Genomic DNA, 16,073 nt, shown 5'->3' on the forward strand with positions numbered 1-16,073 from the left:
ATTGACCTGGATTTGGATGTGCGGCGGATACCGACCCGACGCACGCGGTCACGTTGCCTCAGGGCAAGCGCCATCCCCGGGTTTCACCTGGTGGGAATGCCTACCTGTCCTCGGGCGCCAAGCACCCACAAGACAACCGCCCTAGTGTAGGCGAACCTGCAGGTCGGATACAAATCCGACCATCGCGGGAGTCAGCGCGAGAACGCCGAGCCTTGCTCGCGGTCCAGGTAGGTCTCCGACTTGTTCTTGAGGAAGAACAGGTAGACCACCAATGAGATCGCGATGCACACCGTCACATATGCAATGAATAACGGCACCTGACCGTGCGCCTTCAGCGCCTGATAGATCAGCGGTGCCGTCCCGCCGAACACCGAGTTCGCGAGCGCATAGCCGACACCCACCCCCAGCGCCCGTACATGCGAGGGGAAGAGCTCGGACTTAACCAGTGCGTTAATCGACGTGTAGCCGGTCAAGACCACGTAGGCGCCGGCGACCAAGAGGAATGACGCGATCGGCGAATGCGTCTGGGGCAGATACGTGATGAGCACGTAGGTGTAGAAGAGCCCGCCGAATCCGAACCAGAGCAACAGCGGTTTGCGGCCAACCTTGTCGCTGATGATTCCGCCGATGGGCTGCAGCAGCATCAGGAAGATGAGCCCGAAGAGGTTGATCCAGGTGGCCGTCATCGCCTGGTCCTTGTAGGCGGCCTTGACGATCGCTGGGGCGTTGACGCTGTAGGTGTAGAACGCGAGGGTGCCACCCATAGTGATGAGGAAACACAGCAGCAGCGGTTTCCAGTACCGGGTGAGCAGCTCCCGCATCGATCCCGCGCTGTTGTCCTCACCGGACTCGATGGCGGCGAGCTGTTCGGCGCTCAGGGATTCGTCCATGGTGCGCCGCAACCAGTACACGACGATCGCGGCCACACCTCCGACGGCAAAGGCTATGCGCCAACCGAACTCGTGAACCTGCTCATTGTCGAAGACCGTCAGGATGATCAGCAGCGTGAGCTGGGCGAGCACATGACCACCCACCAGGGTCACGTATTGGAAGGACGAGAAGAACCCGCGTCGCTCACGCGTCGCGGCCTCGGACATGTAGGTGGCAGAAGTGCCGTACTCGCCACCTGTCGCGAATCCTTGAACGAGCCGGCACAGGATCAAAGCGATCGGCGCGGCCATCCCGATACTGGTACGCGATGGAACCAGCGCGATTGCCAGCGAGCAGGCCGCCATCAGCGAAACGCTGAACGTCAGAGCCGCGCGGCGGCCGTGCCGGTCGGCGAACCGGCCGAAGAACCACGATCCCAGCGGTCGGGTGATGAAAGTGACGGCGAAGATCGCGTAGACGTAGATCGTCGAGTTCTCATCGGCTTCGTCGAAGAACTGCTTCTCGAAGTACATCGCGAAGACGGTGTAGACGTAGACGTCGTACCACTCGACGAGATTGCCCGACGAACCCCTGATGGTGTTCCAGATGGCGCGACGGGTTTCGGCCCGACCCGAGGGCGTTGGCGCGCTAGCGGTCGAAACGGTCATGCACGCTTACTGATCACCGGCGGGACCCGGCGGCGGGCCGTGTCGGGCGGGGTCGAGCGCGGGTGCGCTCGACGTTGACGCGTTGGTGTCAGGAGCATCTGATGCGGGCATCATCCACGCCGGCGCCTTTCGCGTTGGCGTCGCGGCCGCGGGCTTTGGCGCGGAGGATGCGGGCGCCACCGCTGCAGACGGGGTGGACGATGGTGCAGCCGCGGATGAGGTTGCACTCTTGGACGTGGCCGAGTTGGAGGAGCTCGTGGCGCTGGTGCTGCTCGCGGCGGCCGCGCTGCTGCTGGCGGTGATGGCTGTCAACCGGTTGACGACGAAATCAGCAGCACGATCGGCCGATCCATCCGATTTGTACTGCATGTGCGGCCCCAGACCACCACCATTCGGATCGCAGATCCCGTCGCCGGGATTGCAGATGTCAATCACCTTGCTGCGCTGGGAATCCTTGATCGACAGCTCCAGACTCATCCCGTTGACCTGCCAATTCCTGGGATTTCCAATGAGCACGATCGCGGCGACCCGCTGCTCCAGATCGGTTGGCAATGGGTTGTTGAAGGTGAGCCCCGTCCCGTTGGTGCCCATCAACACGTCGACCACAGCAGCGCCCTGGGAGAACCCGCCGAGCACAAACTGCGTATTTGGACAGTTACGCGCCACCTCTTGGACGTGGAAGCTCATGTCATTGGCACCATCGCCGGCACGGACCCAGTCAAAACTGGCTGGGTAGTTGACGGCGTAGATGTCGACGAACTTGTTCGGCAGTCGGTCGGTCAGTTCGTCGGTAAAGGCCTTCCCCACGTCTCCAAGGCCCGGAGAATCGTTGGTACCGCGGGCGAAGGACACATCCACGTCGGGACAGCCGGCTGCGTTGGCCGTTGGCCAGTTGTCGCTATGAGTGGCGAGTATCGCGGCTACCGCCGCCGATAACGAGAAAATCGAAACCCCGACCGATCCACGCTTGACGTATCGGTTCATTCGTCCAGCGTAGTTCCCTGGCAGAGCTTCTTGGCGGTGTTGGAACTACTGGAAAATTGTCATCCGAGACCAGCGCTAGGCAAGGCCTCGGGCGCTCACCTTCTCGTGGCTGCGGCCCCTCGAATCCGTCGCCGCCCACTGAGCGGGCGCCGATGTAACGCAAAACTGAAACACGTTCTACTCTTGTCTCGTGGACGTGACATACGAGGGCACCAAGAAAGAACTGGCCACCAATGAAGGCGTGCTGCGCTATCACGAGGCCGGCGAGGGTGAGCCGCTGATCCTCCTGCACGGCTCCGGCCCCGGCGTGACCGGCTGGCGCAACTACCGCGGCAATCTCGCGGTTTTCGCCGAGCACTTCCACACCTACGTCTTGGAGTTCCCGGGCTTCGGCGTCAGCGACGCGGTGCAAGGGCACCCGGTCCTGACGGCGGGCGCCTCGGTCATCCGGTTCATGGACGGCCTCGGCATCGAATCGGCCGCCATCGTTGGAAACTCGATGGGCGGCGTCGTTGGTATCAACCTCGCGATCAAGCACCCCGATCGCATCGCCAAGCTCGTCACCATCGGCGGTGTCGGGCCGAACATCTTCAGCCCGAGCCCCAGCGAGGGCCTGCGGTTACTGCAGGAGTTCACCGATGGCCCGGACCGCGACAAGCTGGTCCGCTGGCTCAACTCCATGGTGTGGGACCCGGCCGTCGTCACCGAGGAGCTCATCGAGGAACGGTGGGAAGCCGCGATCAACCCCGACGCACATAAGACCGCGCAGCTGATGTACGGCTCCAAAGCCTTTGCAATGCAACAGAAGTTCCTCGCGAACGCCGACATCCCGCCGTACTGGGCGATGATGCACAAGATCAAATGCCCGACCCTGCTCACCTGGGGTCGCGATGACCGCGTCAGCCCGCCGGACATGGCGATCGTGCCGATGCGGCTCATCCCCAATGCCGAACTGCACATCTTCCCCAACAGCGGCCACTGGGTGATGATCGAGGCCAAGCAGGCCTTTGAGCAGACGGTCGTCGACTTCCTGCGCCGTTAAACACCTATTAAACTCAAAACGGACGTATCTGATACGTTCGTTTTATGATGCCGAAGCAGCGCAGGCTGCTGATCGCTGTCGCGAGCGTGATTGCGCTCGCCACCAGCGCCGGCATCTGGGTGATCGTCGCCAACGATTTCGCGATCCACGAAGAGCAGGTGATCGTCCCCGGCTCGGCAGAGCCGCTGCATGGGGTCCTCGCGCTGCCACCACAAGGCAAGGGCCCCTATGGCCTCGTCGTCTTCGTACACGGTGACGGACCGGCCGATGCCACCCGCGACTCGTTCTACCGCCCGATCTGGGAATCGCTCGCCAAGGCCGGATACGCGTCATTGGCATGGAACAAGCCGGGGATCGACGGTGCCCCCGGCAATTGGCTGAACCAGAGCATGCACGACCGCGCAACCGAGGCAGAGGCCGCGATCACGTGGGCCCGCGGACGCTCCGACATCGACCCGAAACGCATTGGCGCATGGGGTATCAGCCAGGGCGGCTGGGTTGTCCCCGAGCTGGCCGTGCGCCAGCCGGATATGCAGTTCGTCATCCTCGTCGGCGCCGCGGTCAACTGGCTGCGGCAGGGCGAGTACAACCTCGTGGCCGAGATGCGCAATCGCAACGCCTCCGCGGCCGATATCACCACTGCGCTGGATGAGCGCAAGGCAAAGCTGAAGCCGCTCTTCGCAGGTGCCACCTACGAGCAGTATCTGGCCTCGCACGCCGACGCCGAGCCGATGTCGGCGGACCGCTGGGAGTTCGTGAAGAAGAACTACCGAGCCGATATCAGCGAGACCCTGCCCAAGCTGCGGGTCCCCGTGCTTCTCGAGCTCGGTGAAGACGATCTCAACGTAGACGTACACGAGACCGAGCGCGTCTACCGGGCACTAGTACGCCCGGATCTATTGACGGTTCAGATGTATCCGCGTGCCTCGCACAGCCTTGCGAGAGCAAGCCTCGACAATGTCCACGGGATCCGCACCGTCCTGGTCGCCACCTTCGCGCCGCGCTCGCTATACGCACCCGGGTACCTGGATAACCTCCGACACTATGTTGAACAGACCGACAGCGGGAAGGTGAAGCTTGGATAGCGATCAGGACGACGCGGAGGTCACCACCCGCACTCTCGTCGAGAGCCTGATCCGCGAGGATGCCACCGTTGACGCCGGCGAGCTTTACGACGTGGCCAACGCGTTGGGCATGAGCGATCAGCAGGTTCGCCTCTGTATCAAAAGGCTGGCCGCCGAGGGACGGTTCACCCAAGACGGACGCGGGCGCAAGGCCATATTGCGCGCAACGGAACGGACCCGCACCGCCATCGAACCCGACCTGGAGTTCGTCCGGTTCATGTATGCCCAGGATCGCGGTGAGGCGCGGTGGGACGGCCGCTGGCATCTGGCGGCTTTCGGCATCCCGGAATCGATGAGGTCCGCCCGCGACACCATGCGCAATGCCATTGTGCGTCTCGGCGGAGCGCTGATTCAGGGCGGGCTATACGTTTCGGCCAACCCGTGGGAAGACCACATTCTGACTCTCGCAACCGAACTCGACGTGCGTGCGCACATCTCACTGCTGACGACTGAGGACCTGGCCGTAGGCGATAGCCGAACGGCACCCGATCTCGCCCGGCGCCTTTGGCCGCTGGACCGTATCGTCGATGGCCATCGACGGCTACTGGCCGCGGCGCAACGGCTCAAGCCGGCCATCCCAGGCGCGTCGCGCACCGAACACCTCAGAATCGCCATCACGCTCGCCGCCGAATTCACCCGAGCGATCGAACCTGACCCCCTGTTGCCGCCGGATCTCCTCCCCCAACCGTGGACCGGCACGGCCGCACGCGCCGCGGTGGCCGAATGCTGGGCCGACCTTTTGGAGGCCGAACCCGCGCAGCCGATTCGGCTATTTCGGTGGTATGCCGAGGTCGTCCAGGAAGTCACCCACCCGATCCATACCTCGTAATCGCTCAGCGCGGCCACTGATCCGAGCGCCACAGCCGCCATGTCGATACTGCGCCCAGCATCACGGCCAGGATCGTCAACGTGAACCAGAGCCATTGCCATGTCGCGGGCAGGGGGGTCAACACAATGAGCGCCACCAGGTATGCCGCCGCCGCGGCCCGCAGCCGGCGAACATCCTCTGTCCGGCGGTGAATCCCGTTGGTGGCCCGGCGCCACACCACGAGATTGAGTGCGAAGGACCCGGCCAGGAACGCCAGGCCCGTCAGTTGCACCCACTCCGGCTGTGCCTCGACCGCCACCGGGAGCGAAAAGGGCAGGGTCACAACAGCCAGTACCAAGGCAGACACCGCCTCGATTAAGACCAAGCGCCGTGCGGGCCGCAGCTGGCGAAGCTCACAGACCAGTCGCCCTCGATCCGGCAAGGCAACCTCCCTCGACTGCTCTACATTAACTATCTATTTGCATACGATCGTATGGTATTCGATAGATAAATGAGGAGTTTTGCGGGTTTACAACGAAAAAACGCGCCGCCCCTTTTCGGGTACGGCGCGCATTTCGCGTATCTGACTACTTGGCCTTCTCGAGAACCTCGACCAGCCGCCACCGCTTGGTGGCCGACAGCGGACGGGTCTCCATCAGCGAGACGCGGTCGCCGACACTGGCGTCACCGTTCTCGTCGTGGGCCTTGACCTTCGAGGTGGTGCGGATGATCTTGCCGTACAGCGCATGCCGGTGACGGGCTTCGAGTTCGACGACAATCGTCTTCTGCATCTTGTCCGACACCACGTAGCCGATGCGGGTCTTCCGACGTCCGCGCAGCTGCTCGGTGGCCGGGGTGTGCTTCGGTCCCGGTACAGTGCCGGCGTCCTTTGTCTTCTCGCTCACTTGCTGTCCTCGCTATCGGGTCCGGCGGCCAATCCCAGCTCACGCTCACGCATGACGGTGTAGATGCGCGCGATTTCCTGGCGTACCGCACGTAGCCGACGGTTGTTGGCGAGCTGACCGGTGGCCATCTGGAAGCGCAGGTTGAACAGCTCTTCCTTCGACTCACGCAGCTTGGTGATCAGCTCGTCCTCGGTGCTTTCCCGCAGTTCGCCAGCGGAAACTCCCACTGTCATCAGAACTGCTCCTCTCGTGTGATGATGCGTGCCTTGATCGGCAGCTTGTGGATCGCGCGCGTCAACGCCTGGCGCGCGGTCTCTTCGTTCGGGTAGCTCAACTCGAACAGCACACGACCGGGCTTAATGTTCGCAACCCACCATTCCGGCGAACCCTTACCGGAGCCCATGCGGGTTTCGGCGGGCTTCTTGGTCAGCGGACGATCGGGGAAGATGTTGATCCACACCTTGCCGCCACGCTTGATGTGCCGGTTGATGGCGATACGAGCGGACTCGATCTGCCGGTTCGTGACGTACGCGTGGCCCAGCGCCTGGATGCCGTAATCACCGAAAGCTACCGTGGTACCGCCGGAGGCGGTGCCCTTCTTCTTCGGGTGATGCTGCTTGCGGTGCTTGACCTTACGGGGAATCAACATGTTCAGTTCTCCGTGCTTGTCTCGGCCGCCGGAGCCGCAGCCTCGGCGACATTGGCGGAGGTATCCCCGCCTGATTCCACGGCGGCACGACCGGCTTCAGTGCTCGTCGCGGTGGTACCCGAGGCGCCACTGCGACGCGGACGGGCACCGGCCGGACGCTCACGGCGCGGACGGTCTCCGGCTGGCGCAGCAGCCGTGGCGGTGAGCTCACGCTTGCCACCAACGATGTCGCCCTTGTAGATCCATACCTTCACACCGATGCGGCCGAAGGTGGTCTTGGCCTCGTACAGGCCGTAGTCGATATCGGCACGCAGCGTGTGCAGCGGCACGCGACCCTCGCGGTAGAACTCCGAGCGGCTCATCTCAGCACCGCCGAGGCGGCCCGAGCACTGCACCCGGATGCCCTTGACGTTGGGCTGGCGCATGGCCGACTGAATTGCCTTGCGCATGGCGCGACGGAACGCGACACGGTTGCTCAGCTGCTCGGCCACACCCTGAGCCACCAGCTGCGCCTCAGCCTCGGGGTTCTTCACCTCGAGGATGTTCAGCTGCACCTGCTTCTTGGTCAGCTTCTCCAGGTCGGCGCGGATGCGGTCGGCTTCGGTGCCACGACGGCCGATGACGATGCCGGGACGCGCGGTGTGGATGTCGACGCGAACCCGGTCACGGGTGCGCTCAATCTCCACCTTGGCGATACCGGCACGCTCCAGCCCAGTGGCCAGCAGACGACGGATGGCCACGTCTTCCTTGACATAGTCCGCGTACTGCTTGTCGGCGTACCAGCGGGACTTCCAGTCGGTGGTGATACCGAGTCGGAAACCGTGCGGATTGATCTTCTGGCCCACTAGCGCGAGCCTCCCTTCGCATCAGTCTTGTCCGTCGCGGCGCCAGCGGCGCTCGACGCCGTCACTTTCGCCTCAGCGGTGGTCTTCTTGGCGGCAGCCTTCGAGCCCTCAGCCCGGCGGGTGCGAGAGGCGGCTGCCGACTTACCGGCCTTGCCGTCCTGCTTCGGCCGACTCTCCACCACCACAGTGATGTGGCTGGTGCGCTTGCGGATCCGGAAAGCACGACCCTGCGCGCGGGGACGGATGCGCTTGGCGGTCGGGCCCTCATCAGCGAAGATCGCCGACACCACAAGGGTGGACGGGTCAAGTCCGTCGTTGTTCTGCGCGTTGGCGGCAGCGCTGGCGATGACCTTGGCCACCGGCTCGCTGGCGGCCTGCGGCGCCCACCGCAGGATGTCGATGGCGACGGCCACAGGCTTACCGCGCACCAGGTCGATAACCCTGCGCGCCTTGGACGGCGAGACCCGCACGAAGCGGGCCACCGCCGTCGCCGAAGGAAATTCGGTAGTTGTCATCGCCGCTTGCTCTTTCGGTCGTCCTTGATGTGACCCTTGAAGGTCCGAGTCGCCGCGAACTCGCCCAGCTTGTGACCAACCATCGCCTCGGTGACGAAGACGGGCACGTGCTTACGCCCGTCGTGCACCGCGAAGGTGTGGCCGATGAAGTCGGGGATGATCGTCGAACGCCGCGACCAGGTCTTGATGACCTGCTTGGTGTTCTTCTCGTTCTGGACGTCGACCTTCTTGAGCAGATGGTCGTCGACGAACGGGCCCTTCTTGAGGCTGCGTGGCATCGCTGGCTACTCCTAGCGCTTGTTCTTGCCGGTGCGCCGGCGTCGGACGATGAGTTGATCGCTCGCCTTGTTGGGCTTGCGGGTGCGACCCTCGGGCTTACCCCACGGGCTAACTGGGTGGCGACCACCGGAGGTCTTACCCTCACCACCACCGTGCGGGTGGTCGACCGGGTTCATCACGACACCACGGACGGTGGGGCGCTTGCCCTTCCATCGCATACGGCCGGCTTTACCCCAGTTGATGTTGCCCTGTTCGGCGTTACCCACCTCGCCGACGGTTGCGCGGCAGCGCACGTCGACACGACGGATCTCACCGCTGGGCATACGCAAGGAGGCGTAGGCGCCTTCCTTGCCCAGCAGCTGGATGCCAGACCCCGCGGAGCGGGCGATCTTGGCTCCACCACCGGGACGCAGCTCGACGGCGTGGATCGTGGTACCCGTCGGGATGTTGCGCAGCGGCAGGTTGTTGCCCGGCTTGATGTCGGCGTTGGCGCCCGACTCCACCACATCGCCCTGCGAAAGCCCCACCGGCGCGATGATGTAACGCTTCTCGCCGTCCAGGAAGTGCAGCAGCGCGATGCGCGCGGTGCGGTTGGGGTCGTACTCGATGTGCGCGACCTTGGCGTTGACGCCGTCCTTGTCGTGGCGACGGAAGTCGATCAGCCGGTAGGCGCGCTTGTGGCCGCCGCCCTTGTGACGAGTGGTAATGCGGCCGTGCGCGTTACGGCCACCAGTGCCGTGCAGCGGACGGATCAGCGACTTCTCGGGAGTCGAGCGAGTGATCTCCGAGAAATCTGCAACACTCGAGCCGCGGCGACCCGGAGTCGTCGGCTTGTACTTGCGAATTCCCATGTCTTCTCTAAGTCCTCTACTCCCAGCGCTAGGCCGGGGCTCCAAACAGGTCGATCGGCTTGCTGCCCGGTGCCAGGGTGACGATGGCGCGCTTGGTGCTCTTGCGCTGTCCGAAACCGGTGCGGGTGCGCTTGCGCTTGCCCTGCCGGTTGGCGGTGTTCACCGAGGAAACCTTGACGCTGAAGATCTGCTCGATCGCGATCTTGATCTGCGTCTTGTTGGAGTCCGGGCGAACCACGAAGGTGTAAACGTTGTCTTCGATCAACGAATACGACTTCTCCGAGATCACCGGGGCCAGGATGATGTCGCGGGGGTCAGTGATGGTTGCCATCAGGCTGACACCTCCTCTTTCTTCTTGGCGGCCGCGCTGATAAAGCCATTGAGCGCCTCGACGCTGAACACCAGATCGTCGGCCTTGAGCACGTCGTAGGTGTTGAGCTGGTCGTAGGCCAGCACGTGCACATTCGGCAGGTTCCGGACACTCTTCACCGCGGCCAGATCGTCGCGGCCCAGCACCAGTAGCAGTTGCTTGCGGTCGCTGATCTCGGCCAGGAACGCCTTGGCGCTCTTGGTCGAGGGCTCCTGCCCGGCAACCAGTTCGGTGACGGCGTGGATGCGGCCGTTGCGGGCCCGGTCCGACAGCGCACCGCGCAGCGCGGCGGCGATCATCTTCTTGGGCGTCCGCTGGCTGTAGTCACGCGGCTGCGGGCCATGTACGACGCCACCACCGGTGAACTGCGGAGCACGGGTCGAGCCCTGACGGGCGCGGCCGGTTCCCTTCTGCCGGTACGGCTTCCTGCCACCACCGGACACCTCGCCACGACGCTTCGTGGAGTGCGTGCCCTGGCGGCCGGCCGCCAACTGAGCGGTCACCACCTGGTGCAGCAGTGAGATATTGGCTGGGGCGTCGAACAACTCGGCGGGCAGCTCGATGGAGCCGTCCGTCTTGCCACCCGGAGCCTTGACCGTGATTGTCAAAAGATTCTCAGACACTACTTCTCACCTCGCTTGACAGCGGTGCGGACCACAACCAGGCCACCCTTACGTCCGGGGATGGCACCCTTGATCAGCAGCACGCCATTTTCGGCATCCACCTTGTGCACCACCAGGTTCTGGGTGGTGACGCGATCACTACCCATACGTCCCGACATCCGGGTGCCCTTGAAGACACGGCCCGGGGTGGCGCAGCCACCGATCGAGCCGGGACGACGGTGCACAGCCTGCGCACCGTGGCTCGCGCCCTGACCGCTGAAGCCGTGACGCTTCATGGTTCCGGCGAAGCCCTTGCCCTTGGAGGTCCCGGTGATGTCGACATACGCGCCATCGCTGAAGATCTCGGCGGTCAGTTCCTGACCCACCTCGTACTCGGCGGCAGCAGCTTCGTCTTCGAGACGCAGCTCGGCCAGGTGGCGGCGCGGGTTGATCCCGGCGGCGCTGAACTGACCAGTGACCGGCTTGGTCACCTTGCGCGGGCTGATCTCACCGAACGCGAGCTGGATGGCGCTGTAGCCGTCCAGCTCCTGGGTGCGGATGCGGGTCACCACATTGGGTCCGGCCTTGACGACGGTCACCGGGACAACCCGGTTGTTTTCGTCGAAAACCTGTGTCATACCCAGCTTGGTGCCCAGAATTCCTTTTCTTGCCATGGTTTCTGGATCTCCTACTGAATATTCACGTCGACGCTGGCCGGCAGGTCGATGCGCATGAGCGCGTCAACCGTCTTGGGCGTCGGGTCAAGGATGTCGATGAGCCGCTTGTGGGTGCGCATCTCGAAGTGCTCGCGCGAGTCCTTGTACTTGTGCGGCGACCGGATAACGCAATACACGTTCTTCTCGGTCGGCAACGGCACAGGCCCAACGACACTCGCGCCGGTACGGGTGACCGTCTCAACAATCTTGCGCGCCGAAGCGTCAATGGCCTCATGGTCGTAGGCCTTGAGCCTGATGCGGATCTTCTGTCCCGCCACGCTTCCTACCTCTACTGTCACTGGGTCCGGAGCACGTTCTCACGCGCAACCCGATACCGCCGCTGTTTACCTGTCGTAGTTCACCGACCCCCGCGGTCGGGCGTGTCGCCCGCTCGCGCAGTCGTCCGCGTCGAAAATTCTCGTCGCGTGGACTGGGCCGAAGCGCCCGTAAGGACGCTAGTGGTTCGCCGCCTCCGTTAGCAGCGCACACTGGGGCGACCCAGGGCGCTGCAACCGGTTCACGGCAACCCGAACAGTATGCCTTATTCCCCCGCGTCCTCAAAATCCGGGCCGAATCCCGACTGTACCCACCCAGCGGCGGCAACCGAGAGCCCCTGACCTGCGGTTCCGAGGACGTCTGGAACGCTAGTACAGATCCCGTTGAGGAGGTTGTGACGTGCATTGGCAGAAAGCCGACGGAGGGCGTTCATTCCTGCGGGCCCTGCCCGTTCTAGCCGGCAGCGCCCCACCCTTTGACGTTGGCGATGCCCCCGCCGAACCGCTCCCCTTGTTCATCGAATGGATCGAACAGGCAGCGCAGGCCGGCGTACTGGAGCCGCATGCCATGACGATCTCGACGGTCGATGCCCAGGGTGCACCCCGCGCACGAGTGCTGATTTTGAAGGCCATCGACGAGAGCGGTTGGCATTTCGCGGCGAGTTCGGTGAGCCAAAAGGGACGTGACCTCTCCTCTCACCCCGCCGCCGCACTGACCTTCCATTGGCCGGCGCTCGTCCGGCAGGTACGGGTGGTGGGCCCGGTTGTCGACGACGGTGCGCAGGCGAGCGCCTTGGATTTCCTGGGCAGGCCGATCGGATCCCGGGCGATGGCACTGACGCTTCGGCAGAGCCAGCCTCTCGCGGATGCCGCGGAGATCGACGCCGAGATCGAGAAGGCGCACCGGAAGCTGGCGGACGATCCCGATCTCGTACCCGATGAATGGGTGTCGTACGCGGTGCAGCCGACGCAGATCGAGTTCTGGCAGGGCTCCCCCGACCGGAAACACCTGCGGCTCAGTTATCAGCGAGTTGACGACGACTGGGAGCGCATCCAGCTCTGGCCGTGAGACGGCCATGCCTGCCTCGACCCGGCGGCCGAGGCACCTGCGTACCTTACTTTCGAGTAAGGTACGCATTGTGAGTGCATCCCCGACCTACAAAATCTGGCAGCGTCTGCAGAACAAGCCCGGCGGCTCCGCCCTGTTCTCCGCCGCCATGATGGCCCGCGTTCCCTACTTCGCTTCGGTGGTGCCGCACGTGCACCGAATGGAACCGGGCTACTGCGAGGTGACCGCCCCCAAGTGGTACTTCGTCTACAACCACCTCAAGACGTTCCACGCGATCGCCGCGTGCAACCTGGCCGAGGTCGCGATGGGAATGCTGATGGAGGCCACCACCCCGTCCTCGCATCGCTGGATCCCCAAGGCGATGAACGTGCAGTACCTCGGCAAGGCCACCACCTCGCTGCGGGCGGTTGCCAAGCTGGAGGGCCTCGACTTCGCCTCGATCACCGAGGGCACCGACGTCGTCGTGCCGATCAGCATCACCGATCGCGACGGCAAGGAAGTGGTGAGGGCAGAGATCACCACCTGGGTCACGCCCGCCTAATCAGTTCCCGAGCAGTACGGCGGAAATTTCAGCCGTTAGGGACAAATCTATGGTGTGCCGCGCGCACACTCCGGCTATGGCCACCGCACTGTCCGAAATCGAAGACGCCGGCCGCCTTTTGGCCGACCCGACCGCCTACACCGACGAGTCTCGCCTACACGCCGCGATGACCCTGCTGCGCCGCGAACAACCCGTGGCGAGGGTCGTCGCCGACAACTATCGACCGTTCTGGGCGATCACCAAGCACGACGACATCATGGATGTCGAGCGTGACAATTCGCTCTGGGTCAATGAACCTCGTCCGCTACTCATGAACCTTGAGCAGGAGGCCGAGCTGGATAAGCAGGCGGCCATGGGAATCGAGCTCAAGACCCTGGTCCACATCGACGACCCCAAGCACCGCGTACTGCGCGCCATCGGCGCCGATTGGTTCCGGCCGAAGGCCATGCGGGACATGAAGATCCGGACCGATGAGCTGGCCACCAGGTACGTGAACAAACTGATGGACGCCGGCGGAACCTGCGATTTCGCACAGGACGTCGCGGTGCATTTCCCGCTGTACGTCATCATGTCGCTGCTCGGCATTCCCGAATCTGACTTCGACCGGATGCTCAAACTTACCCAAGAGCTGTTCGGCGGTGACGACACCGAATTCCAGCGCGGCACCACCCCGGAGGAGCAGCTCATGGCGCTGCTCGACTTCTTCGGGTACTTCAGCGGCCTCACCGCGTCCCGGCGCGAGAACCCCACCGACGACTTGGCCTCGACCATCGCGAACGCGAAGGTCGACGGCGAGCTGCTCAGTGATGTCGACACCGCGTCGTACTACACGATCATCGCCACCGCCGGACACGACACCACCAGTGCCACCATCGCGGGTGGACTCGAAGCGCTTCTTCAGCACCCGGACCAGCTCGCACGACTACGCGGGAACCCCGACCTCATGCCATTAGCAGTCGACGAGATGATCCGCTGGGTGACACCCGTCAAGGAATTCATGCGAACAGCGACCGCGGACACCGAGATTCGCGGCGTACCCATCGCCGAGGGGGAATCGGTGCTGCTGTCTTACCCGTCGGGCAACCGCGACGAGGACACCTTCACCGATCCGTTCACGTTCGACGTTGGACGAGATCCCAACAAACACCTGGCATTCGGGTTCGGGGTGCACTTCTGTTTGGGGGCCGCGCTGGCCCGGATGGAGGTCAACAGCTTCTTCTCGGCGCTACTCCCCCGGCTGGAGTCCATCGAGATCGACGGGGATATCGCACGGACGTCGACCATATTTGTCGGCGGTATCAAACACCTACCGATCCGGTACACGCTGCGCTAACCCCCGCGTGAGCAGACACCTATTGCACGCGAATCGCAGGTCGGCTGTGCACCATGCCGGGGATACCTCCCGCCTGCGGGGGCTGCTCGCCAGTTTTAGGTGAGTCGCGCGGAGCCGTCCGCGGCGACTTCGATTGACGCGCCGGCGATATCGGTGTTCACGATCTCCACGGCGGCGTCACGATCGTCAACCTTGGCGAAGGTGCGCGCCCCAGTGGGCGTGCGCACACTGACGAACGTCTGGAACGGCGATCCATCTCGCCCATAGTTGACGGTCCACGCTTCGACAGTTGCCGTGCCCGAATAGCCATCGGCCGCCTCGGTTGTGGGCTCTCCGTCTACCTCGGACTGCACGTCCTCGTACCTGAATCCAGTTGCAGGCGGCTCGGTTCCGTAGATTCCGAGTGCGTGCTTGGTCAGGTATCCACCGTTGGCCGTGATCAGTCCCCGTGTGCCGGGACGCTCACGCAGCCGTTCGGCCATGGTCGCGATGGCGTGGGTGACGTAGTTGCACCAAGGGCCGCCGGCGAAGGTAAGTCCGCCGGTCACCGTGAGCGGCCGGGCCGGGTCGTCGAGCGGTAGCCCCAGCTCGGTGGCCGCAACCTGCACCGCCGATGGGAAACAGGAGTAGATGTCGATCAGGTCGACGTCATCGGTTCCCAGTCCGGCGAGCTCGAACACACGCTTACCTGCGAGCCGAATGGCCGGCGACCGATGCAGCTCGTGACGTTCACTGAGCGCGAAGGTGTCGTTGGCGTGGCTGCCGGCAAGCGGAAATATCCAGCGGTCCTTGGGAATTCGTAGCCGTAACGCTGTTTCCAAAGAGGTCAGCAGCACGACCGCACCCTGCTCGACCATATTGTTGGAGTTCATCAGCTTGGTGTACGGCGAGCTGATCCACCGGTTATCGGGGCCGGGTGTGGCGATTTCCTCTGCGCTGTACGCATCATTGGACCAGGCGTGCGTGTTGTTCACCGCCACCGCATTGAATCGCTGCCACAGTCGGGAAATCGCGATCCGATGATCCGCGATCGATACACCGCTTGCGATGCGAATCGCCTGCTCGAAGAGCGGATAGACGTGGCCGGGAGAGATCAGACCGATCGTGGTCTCGGCGCCGCCCACTTGATCCATGCGACCACCGAGAATCGTTGGTTCCGCGATGGATTCGTCCTGCGCGGTCCACATCGGCTGCACACCGGTGGCCATCATCTTGTTGCGCGAACGCCACATCTCGGCACCACCGATGAGAACAACGTCGGCGTCTCCGGCCAGGATGTCGGCAGCTGCATGGCTTACCAAGAGCTGCGGCGAGTTGCCGCTGGGCCCGGTGTAGAAGGTCCGCTTGGGTGCTGCACCCAGACGCTCGCCCAGGAGCACACCCGGGTCGCGGTACTTCCACGAGAAGATGTTCGCGACCGACACCGTGTCGATTGCCGCAAGGAGATCTGTCGTCCCCGCGTCCTCGGCGGCCAGCCGGGCGGCTTGCTCCATGAGATCGATGGGCTCGGGGATCTCGGAGAACGGGGTGTCAGCGTCTGTCCGCTGATTGACCTGCCCGGTACCGACGAGGACCGGCGTGCGAGGGTCGATGGCCATCCGCCGATGGTAACCAACCGCCCGGTTGG

21 protein-coding genes are annotated in these 16,073 nt (G+C 63.8%); 6 read left to right on the forward strand and 15 right to left on the reverse strand.

Translation table 11 applies throughout. The features are described from left to right. Positions 1–191: 191 nt before the first annotated feature. The gene (locus AB0H22_RS02870) at positions 192–1,538 is read right to left on the reverse strand and encodes an MFS transporter (RefSeq protein ID WP_180748669.1); all 1,347 of its coding nucleotides are present in this window, start codon (positions 1,536–1,538) and stop codon (positions 192–194) included. 6 nt (positions 1,539–1,544) lie between these two features. After that, positions 1,545–2,522 (reverse strand): cutinase family protein, encoded by a 978-nt coding sequence (locus AB0H22_RS02875; protein WP_358144639.1) that lies wholly within the window; start codon positions 2,520–2,522, stop codon positions 1,545–1,547. A gap of 190 nt (positions 2,523–2,712) precedes the next feature. Between AB0H22_RS02875 and AB0H22_RS02880 the strand changes: the two genes are divergently transcribed. The 3 genes from AB0H22_RS02880 (at position 2,713) to AB0H22_RS02890 (ending at position 5,517) form a co-directional block, all read left to right on the forward strand. Then, positions 2,713–3,564 carry an alpha/beta fold hydrolase gene (locus AB0H22_RS02880; RefSeq protein WP_180748671.1) on the forward strand — a complete coding sequence of 284 codons (852 nt, stop codon included), beginning with the start codon at positions 2,713–2,715 and terminating at the stop codon, positions 3,562–3,564. A gap of 65 nt (positions 3,565–3,629) precedes the next feature. Beyond that, positions 3,630–4,649: an alpha/beta hydrolase gene (locus AB0H22_RS02885; protein WP_358146026.1), complete on the forward strand. Its 1,020-nt coding sequence runs from the start codon at positions 3,630–3,632 to the stop codon at positions 4,647–4,649. Continuing rightward, entirely contained in the window at positions 4,642–5,517 is an 876-nt protein-coding gene (locus AB0H22_RS02890) for a PaaX family transcriptional regulator C-terminal domain-containing protein (protein WP_358144641.1), read from the forward strand. The genes AB0H22_RS02885 and AB0H22_RS02890 overlap by 8 nt, the downstream gene beginning before the upstream one ends. Before the next feature lie 4 nt (positions 5,518–5,521). Here the strand turns inward: AB0H22_RS02890 and AB0H22_RS02895 are convergent, their stop codons facing one another. The 12 genes from AB0H22_RS02895 to rpsJ all read right to left on the reverse strand — a co-directional run bounded on the left by AB0H22_RS02895 (position 5,522) and on the right by rpsJ (position 11,506). After that, positions 5,522–5,863 carry a hypothetical protein gene (locus tag AB0H22_RS02895; RefSeq protein ID WP_180748673.1) on the reverse strand — a complete coding sequence of 114 codons (342 nt, stop codon included), beginning with the start codon at positions 5,861–5,863 and terminating at the stop codon, positions 5,522–5,524. Positions 5,864–6,083: 220 nt separating this feature from the next. Continuing rightward, entirely contained in the window at positions 6,084–6,401 is a 318-nt protein-coding gene (rpsQ, locus tag AB0H22_RS02900; RefSeq protein WP_180748674.1) for a 30S ribosomal protein S17, read from the reverse strand. After that, on the reverse strand, positions 6,398–6,634 hold the full coding sequence (gene rpmC, locus AB0H22_RS02905) for a 50S ribosomal protein L29 (RefSeq protein ID WP_180748675.1): 237 nt from the start codon (positions 6,632–6,634) through the stop codon (positions 6,398–6,400). The genes rpsQ and rpmC overlap by 4 nt, the downstream gene beginning before the upstream one ends. Then, positions 6,634–7,050, reverse strand: coding sequence for a 50S ribosomal protein L16 (gene rplP, locus AB0H22_RS02910; protein ID WP_180748676.1), 417 nt, complete (start codon positions 7,048–7,050; stop codon positions 6,634–6,636). The genes rpmC and rplP overlap by 1 nt, the downstream gene beginning before the upstream one ends. Before the next feature lie 2 nt (positions 7,051–7,052). Next, positions 7,053–7,895, reverse strand: a complete 843-nt coding sequence (gene rpsC / locus AB0H22_RS02915) for a 30S ribosomal protein S3 (protein ID WP_180748677.1) — start codon at positions 7,893–7,895, stop codon at positions 7,053–7,055. Further along, positions 7,895–8,410 carry a 50S ribosomal protein L22 gene (rplV, locus tag AB0H22_RS02920; RefSeq protein WP_180748678.1) on the reverse strand — a complete coding sequence of 172 codons (516 nt, stop codon included), beginning with the start codon at positions 8,408–8,410 and terminating at the stop codon, positions 7,895–7,897. The genes rpsC and rplV overlap by 1 nt, the downstream gene beginning before the upstream one ends. Beyond that, complete coding sequence (rpsS, locus tag AB0H22_RS02925) at positions 8,407–8,688, reverse strand: 30S ribosomal protein S19 (protein WP_180748679.1); 282 nt, start codon at positions 8,686–8,688, stop codon at positions 8,407–8,409. The genes rplV and rpsS overlap by 4 nt, the downstream gene beginning before the upstream one ends. Before the next feature lie 12 nt (positions 8,689–8,700). Next, positions 8,701–9,540 carry a 50S ribosomal protein L2 gene (rplB, locus tag AB0H22_RS02930; protein ID WP_180748680.1) on the reverse strand — a complete coding sequence of 280 codons (840 nt, stop codon included), beginning with the start codon at positions 9,538–9,540 and terminating at the stop codon, positions 8,701–8,703. 28 nt (positions 9,541–9,568) lie between these two features. Next, positions 9,569–9,871, reverse strand: coding sequence for a 50S ribosomal protein L23 (gene rplW / locus AB0H22_RS02935; protein WP_155937265.1), 303 nt, complete (start codon positions 9,869–9,871; stop codon positions 9,569–9,571). After that, a complete protein-coding gene (gene rplD / locus AB0H22_RS02940) occupies positions 9,871–10,518 on the reverse strand; it encodes a 50S ribosomal protein L4 (RefSeq protein WP_180749708.1) in 648 nt (215 codons plus the stop codon). The genes rplW and rplD overlap by 1 nt, the downstream gene beginning before the upstream one ends. Positions 10,519–10,532: 14 nt before the next feature. Continuing rightward, positions 10,533–11,186, reverse strand: coding sequence for a 50S ribosomal protein L3 (gene rplC / locus AB0H22_RS02945; protein WP_180748681.1), 654 nt, complete (start codon positions 11,184–11,186; stop codon positions 10,533–10,535). Between the two features lie 14 nt (positions 11,187–11,200). Continuing rightward, positions 11,201–11,506, reverse strand: a complete 306-nt coding sequence (gene rpsJ, locus AB0H22_RS02950; RefSeq protein WP_003883485.1) for a 30S ribosomal protein S10 — start codon at positions 11,504–11,506, stop codon at positions 11,201–11,203. A gap of 397 nt (positions 11,507–11,903) precedes the next feature. Here rpsJ and AB0H22_RS02955 point away from each other — a divergent pair, with 397 nt between their 5' ends. From AB0H22_RS02955 to AB0H22_RS02965, 3 genes are all read left to right on the forward strand, one after another. After that, positions 11,904–12,572, forward strand: coding sequence for a pyridoxal 5'-phosphate synthase (locus tag AB0H22_RS02955; protein ID WP_358144670.1), 669 nt, complete (start codon positions 11,904–11,906; stop codon positions 12,570–12,572). Between the two features lie 70 nt (positions 12,573–12,642). Further along, positions 12,643–13,113, forward strand: coding sequence for a hotdog fold domain-containing protein (locus tag AB0H22_RS02960; RefSeq protein ID WP_180748683.1), 471 nt, complete (start codon positions 12,643–12,645; stop codon positions 13,111–13,113). A gap of 76 nt (positions 13,114–13,189) precedes the next feature. After that, positions 13,190–14,446, forward strand: coding sequence for a cytochrome P450 (locus tag AB0H22_RS02965; RefSeq protein WP_358144672.1), 1,257 nt, complete (start codon positions 13,190–13,192; stop codon positions 14,444–14,446). A gap of 95 nt (positions 14,447–14,541) precedes the next feature. Here the strand turns inward: AB0H22_RS02965 and AB0H22_RS02970 are convergent, their stop codons facing one another. Further along, positions 14,542–16,044: an acetyl-CoA acetyltransferase gene (locus AB0H22_RS02970; protein WP_358144674.1), complete on the reverse strand. Its 1,503-nt coding sequence runs from the start codon at positions 16,042–16,044 to the stop codon at positions 14,542–14,544. Positions 16,045–16,073: the final 29 nt, after the last annotated feature.

The sequence above is a fragment of the Mycobacterium sp. NPDC050853 genome (assembly GCF_040653875.1).
In the GTDB taxonomy this organism is placed as follows: domain Bacteria; phylum Actinomycetota; class Actinomycetes; order Mycobacteriales; family Mycobacteriaceae; genus Mycobacterium.

What these genes read in the sequence shown, in the direction of transcription:
- rplP (WP_180748676.1), bottom strand. Translation starts at nt 7,050, where the DNA reads ATGTTGATTCCCCGTAAGGTCAAGCACCGCAAGCAGCATCACCCGAAG.
- rplC (WP_180748681.1), bottom strand. Translation starts at nt 11,186, where the DNA reads ATGGCAAGAAAAGGAATTCTGGGCACCAAGCTGGGTATGACACAGGTT.
- rplV (WP_180748678.1), bottom strand. Translation starts at nt 8,410, where the DNA reads ATGACAACTACCGAATTTCCTTCGGCGACGGCGGTGGCCCGCTTCGTG.
- rplW (WP_155937265.1), bottom strand. Translation starts at nt 9,871, where the DNA reads ATGGCAACCATCACTGACCCCCGCGACATCATCCTGGCCCCGGTGATC.
- AB0H22_RS02870 (WP_180748669.1), bottom strand. Translation starts at nt 1,538, where the DNA reads ATGACCGTTTCGACCGCTAGCGCGCCAACGCCCTCGGGTCGGGCCGAA.
- rpsS (WP_180748679.1), bottom strand. Translation starts at nt 8,688, where the DNA reads ATGCCACGCAGCCTCAAGAAGGGCCCGTTCGTCGACGACCATCTGCTC.
- AB0H22_RS02875 (WP_358144639.1), bottom strand. Translation starts at nt 2,522, where the DNA reads ATGAACCGATACGTCAAGCGTGGATCGGTCGGGGTTTCGATTTTCTCG.
- rpmC (WP_180748675.1), bottom strand. Translation starts at nt 6,634, where the DNA reads ATGACAGTGGGAGTTTCCGCTGGCGAACTGCGGGAAAGCACCGAGGAC.
- AB0H22_RS02965 (WP_358144672.1), top strand. Translation starts at nt 13,190, where the DNA reads ATGGCCACCGCACTGTCCGAAATCGAAGACGCCGGCCGCCTTTTGGCC.
- AB0H22_RS02970 (WP_358144674.1), bottom strand. Translation starts at nt 16,044, where the DNA reads ATGGCCATCGACCCTCGCACGCCGGTCCTCGTCGGTACCGGGCAGGTC.
- rplB (WP_180748680.1), bottom strand. Translation starts at nt 9,540, where the DNA reads ATGGGAATTCGCAAGTACAAGCCGACGACTCCGGGTCGCCGCGGCTCG.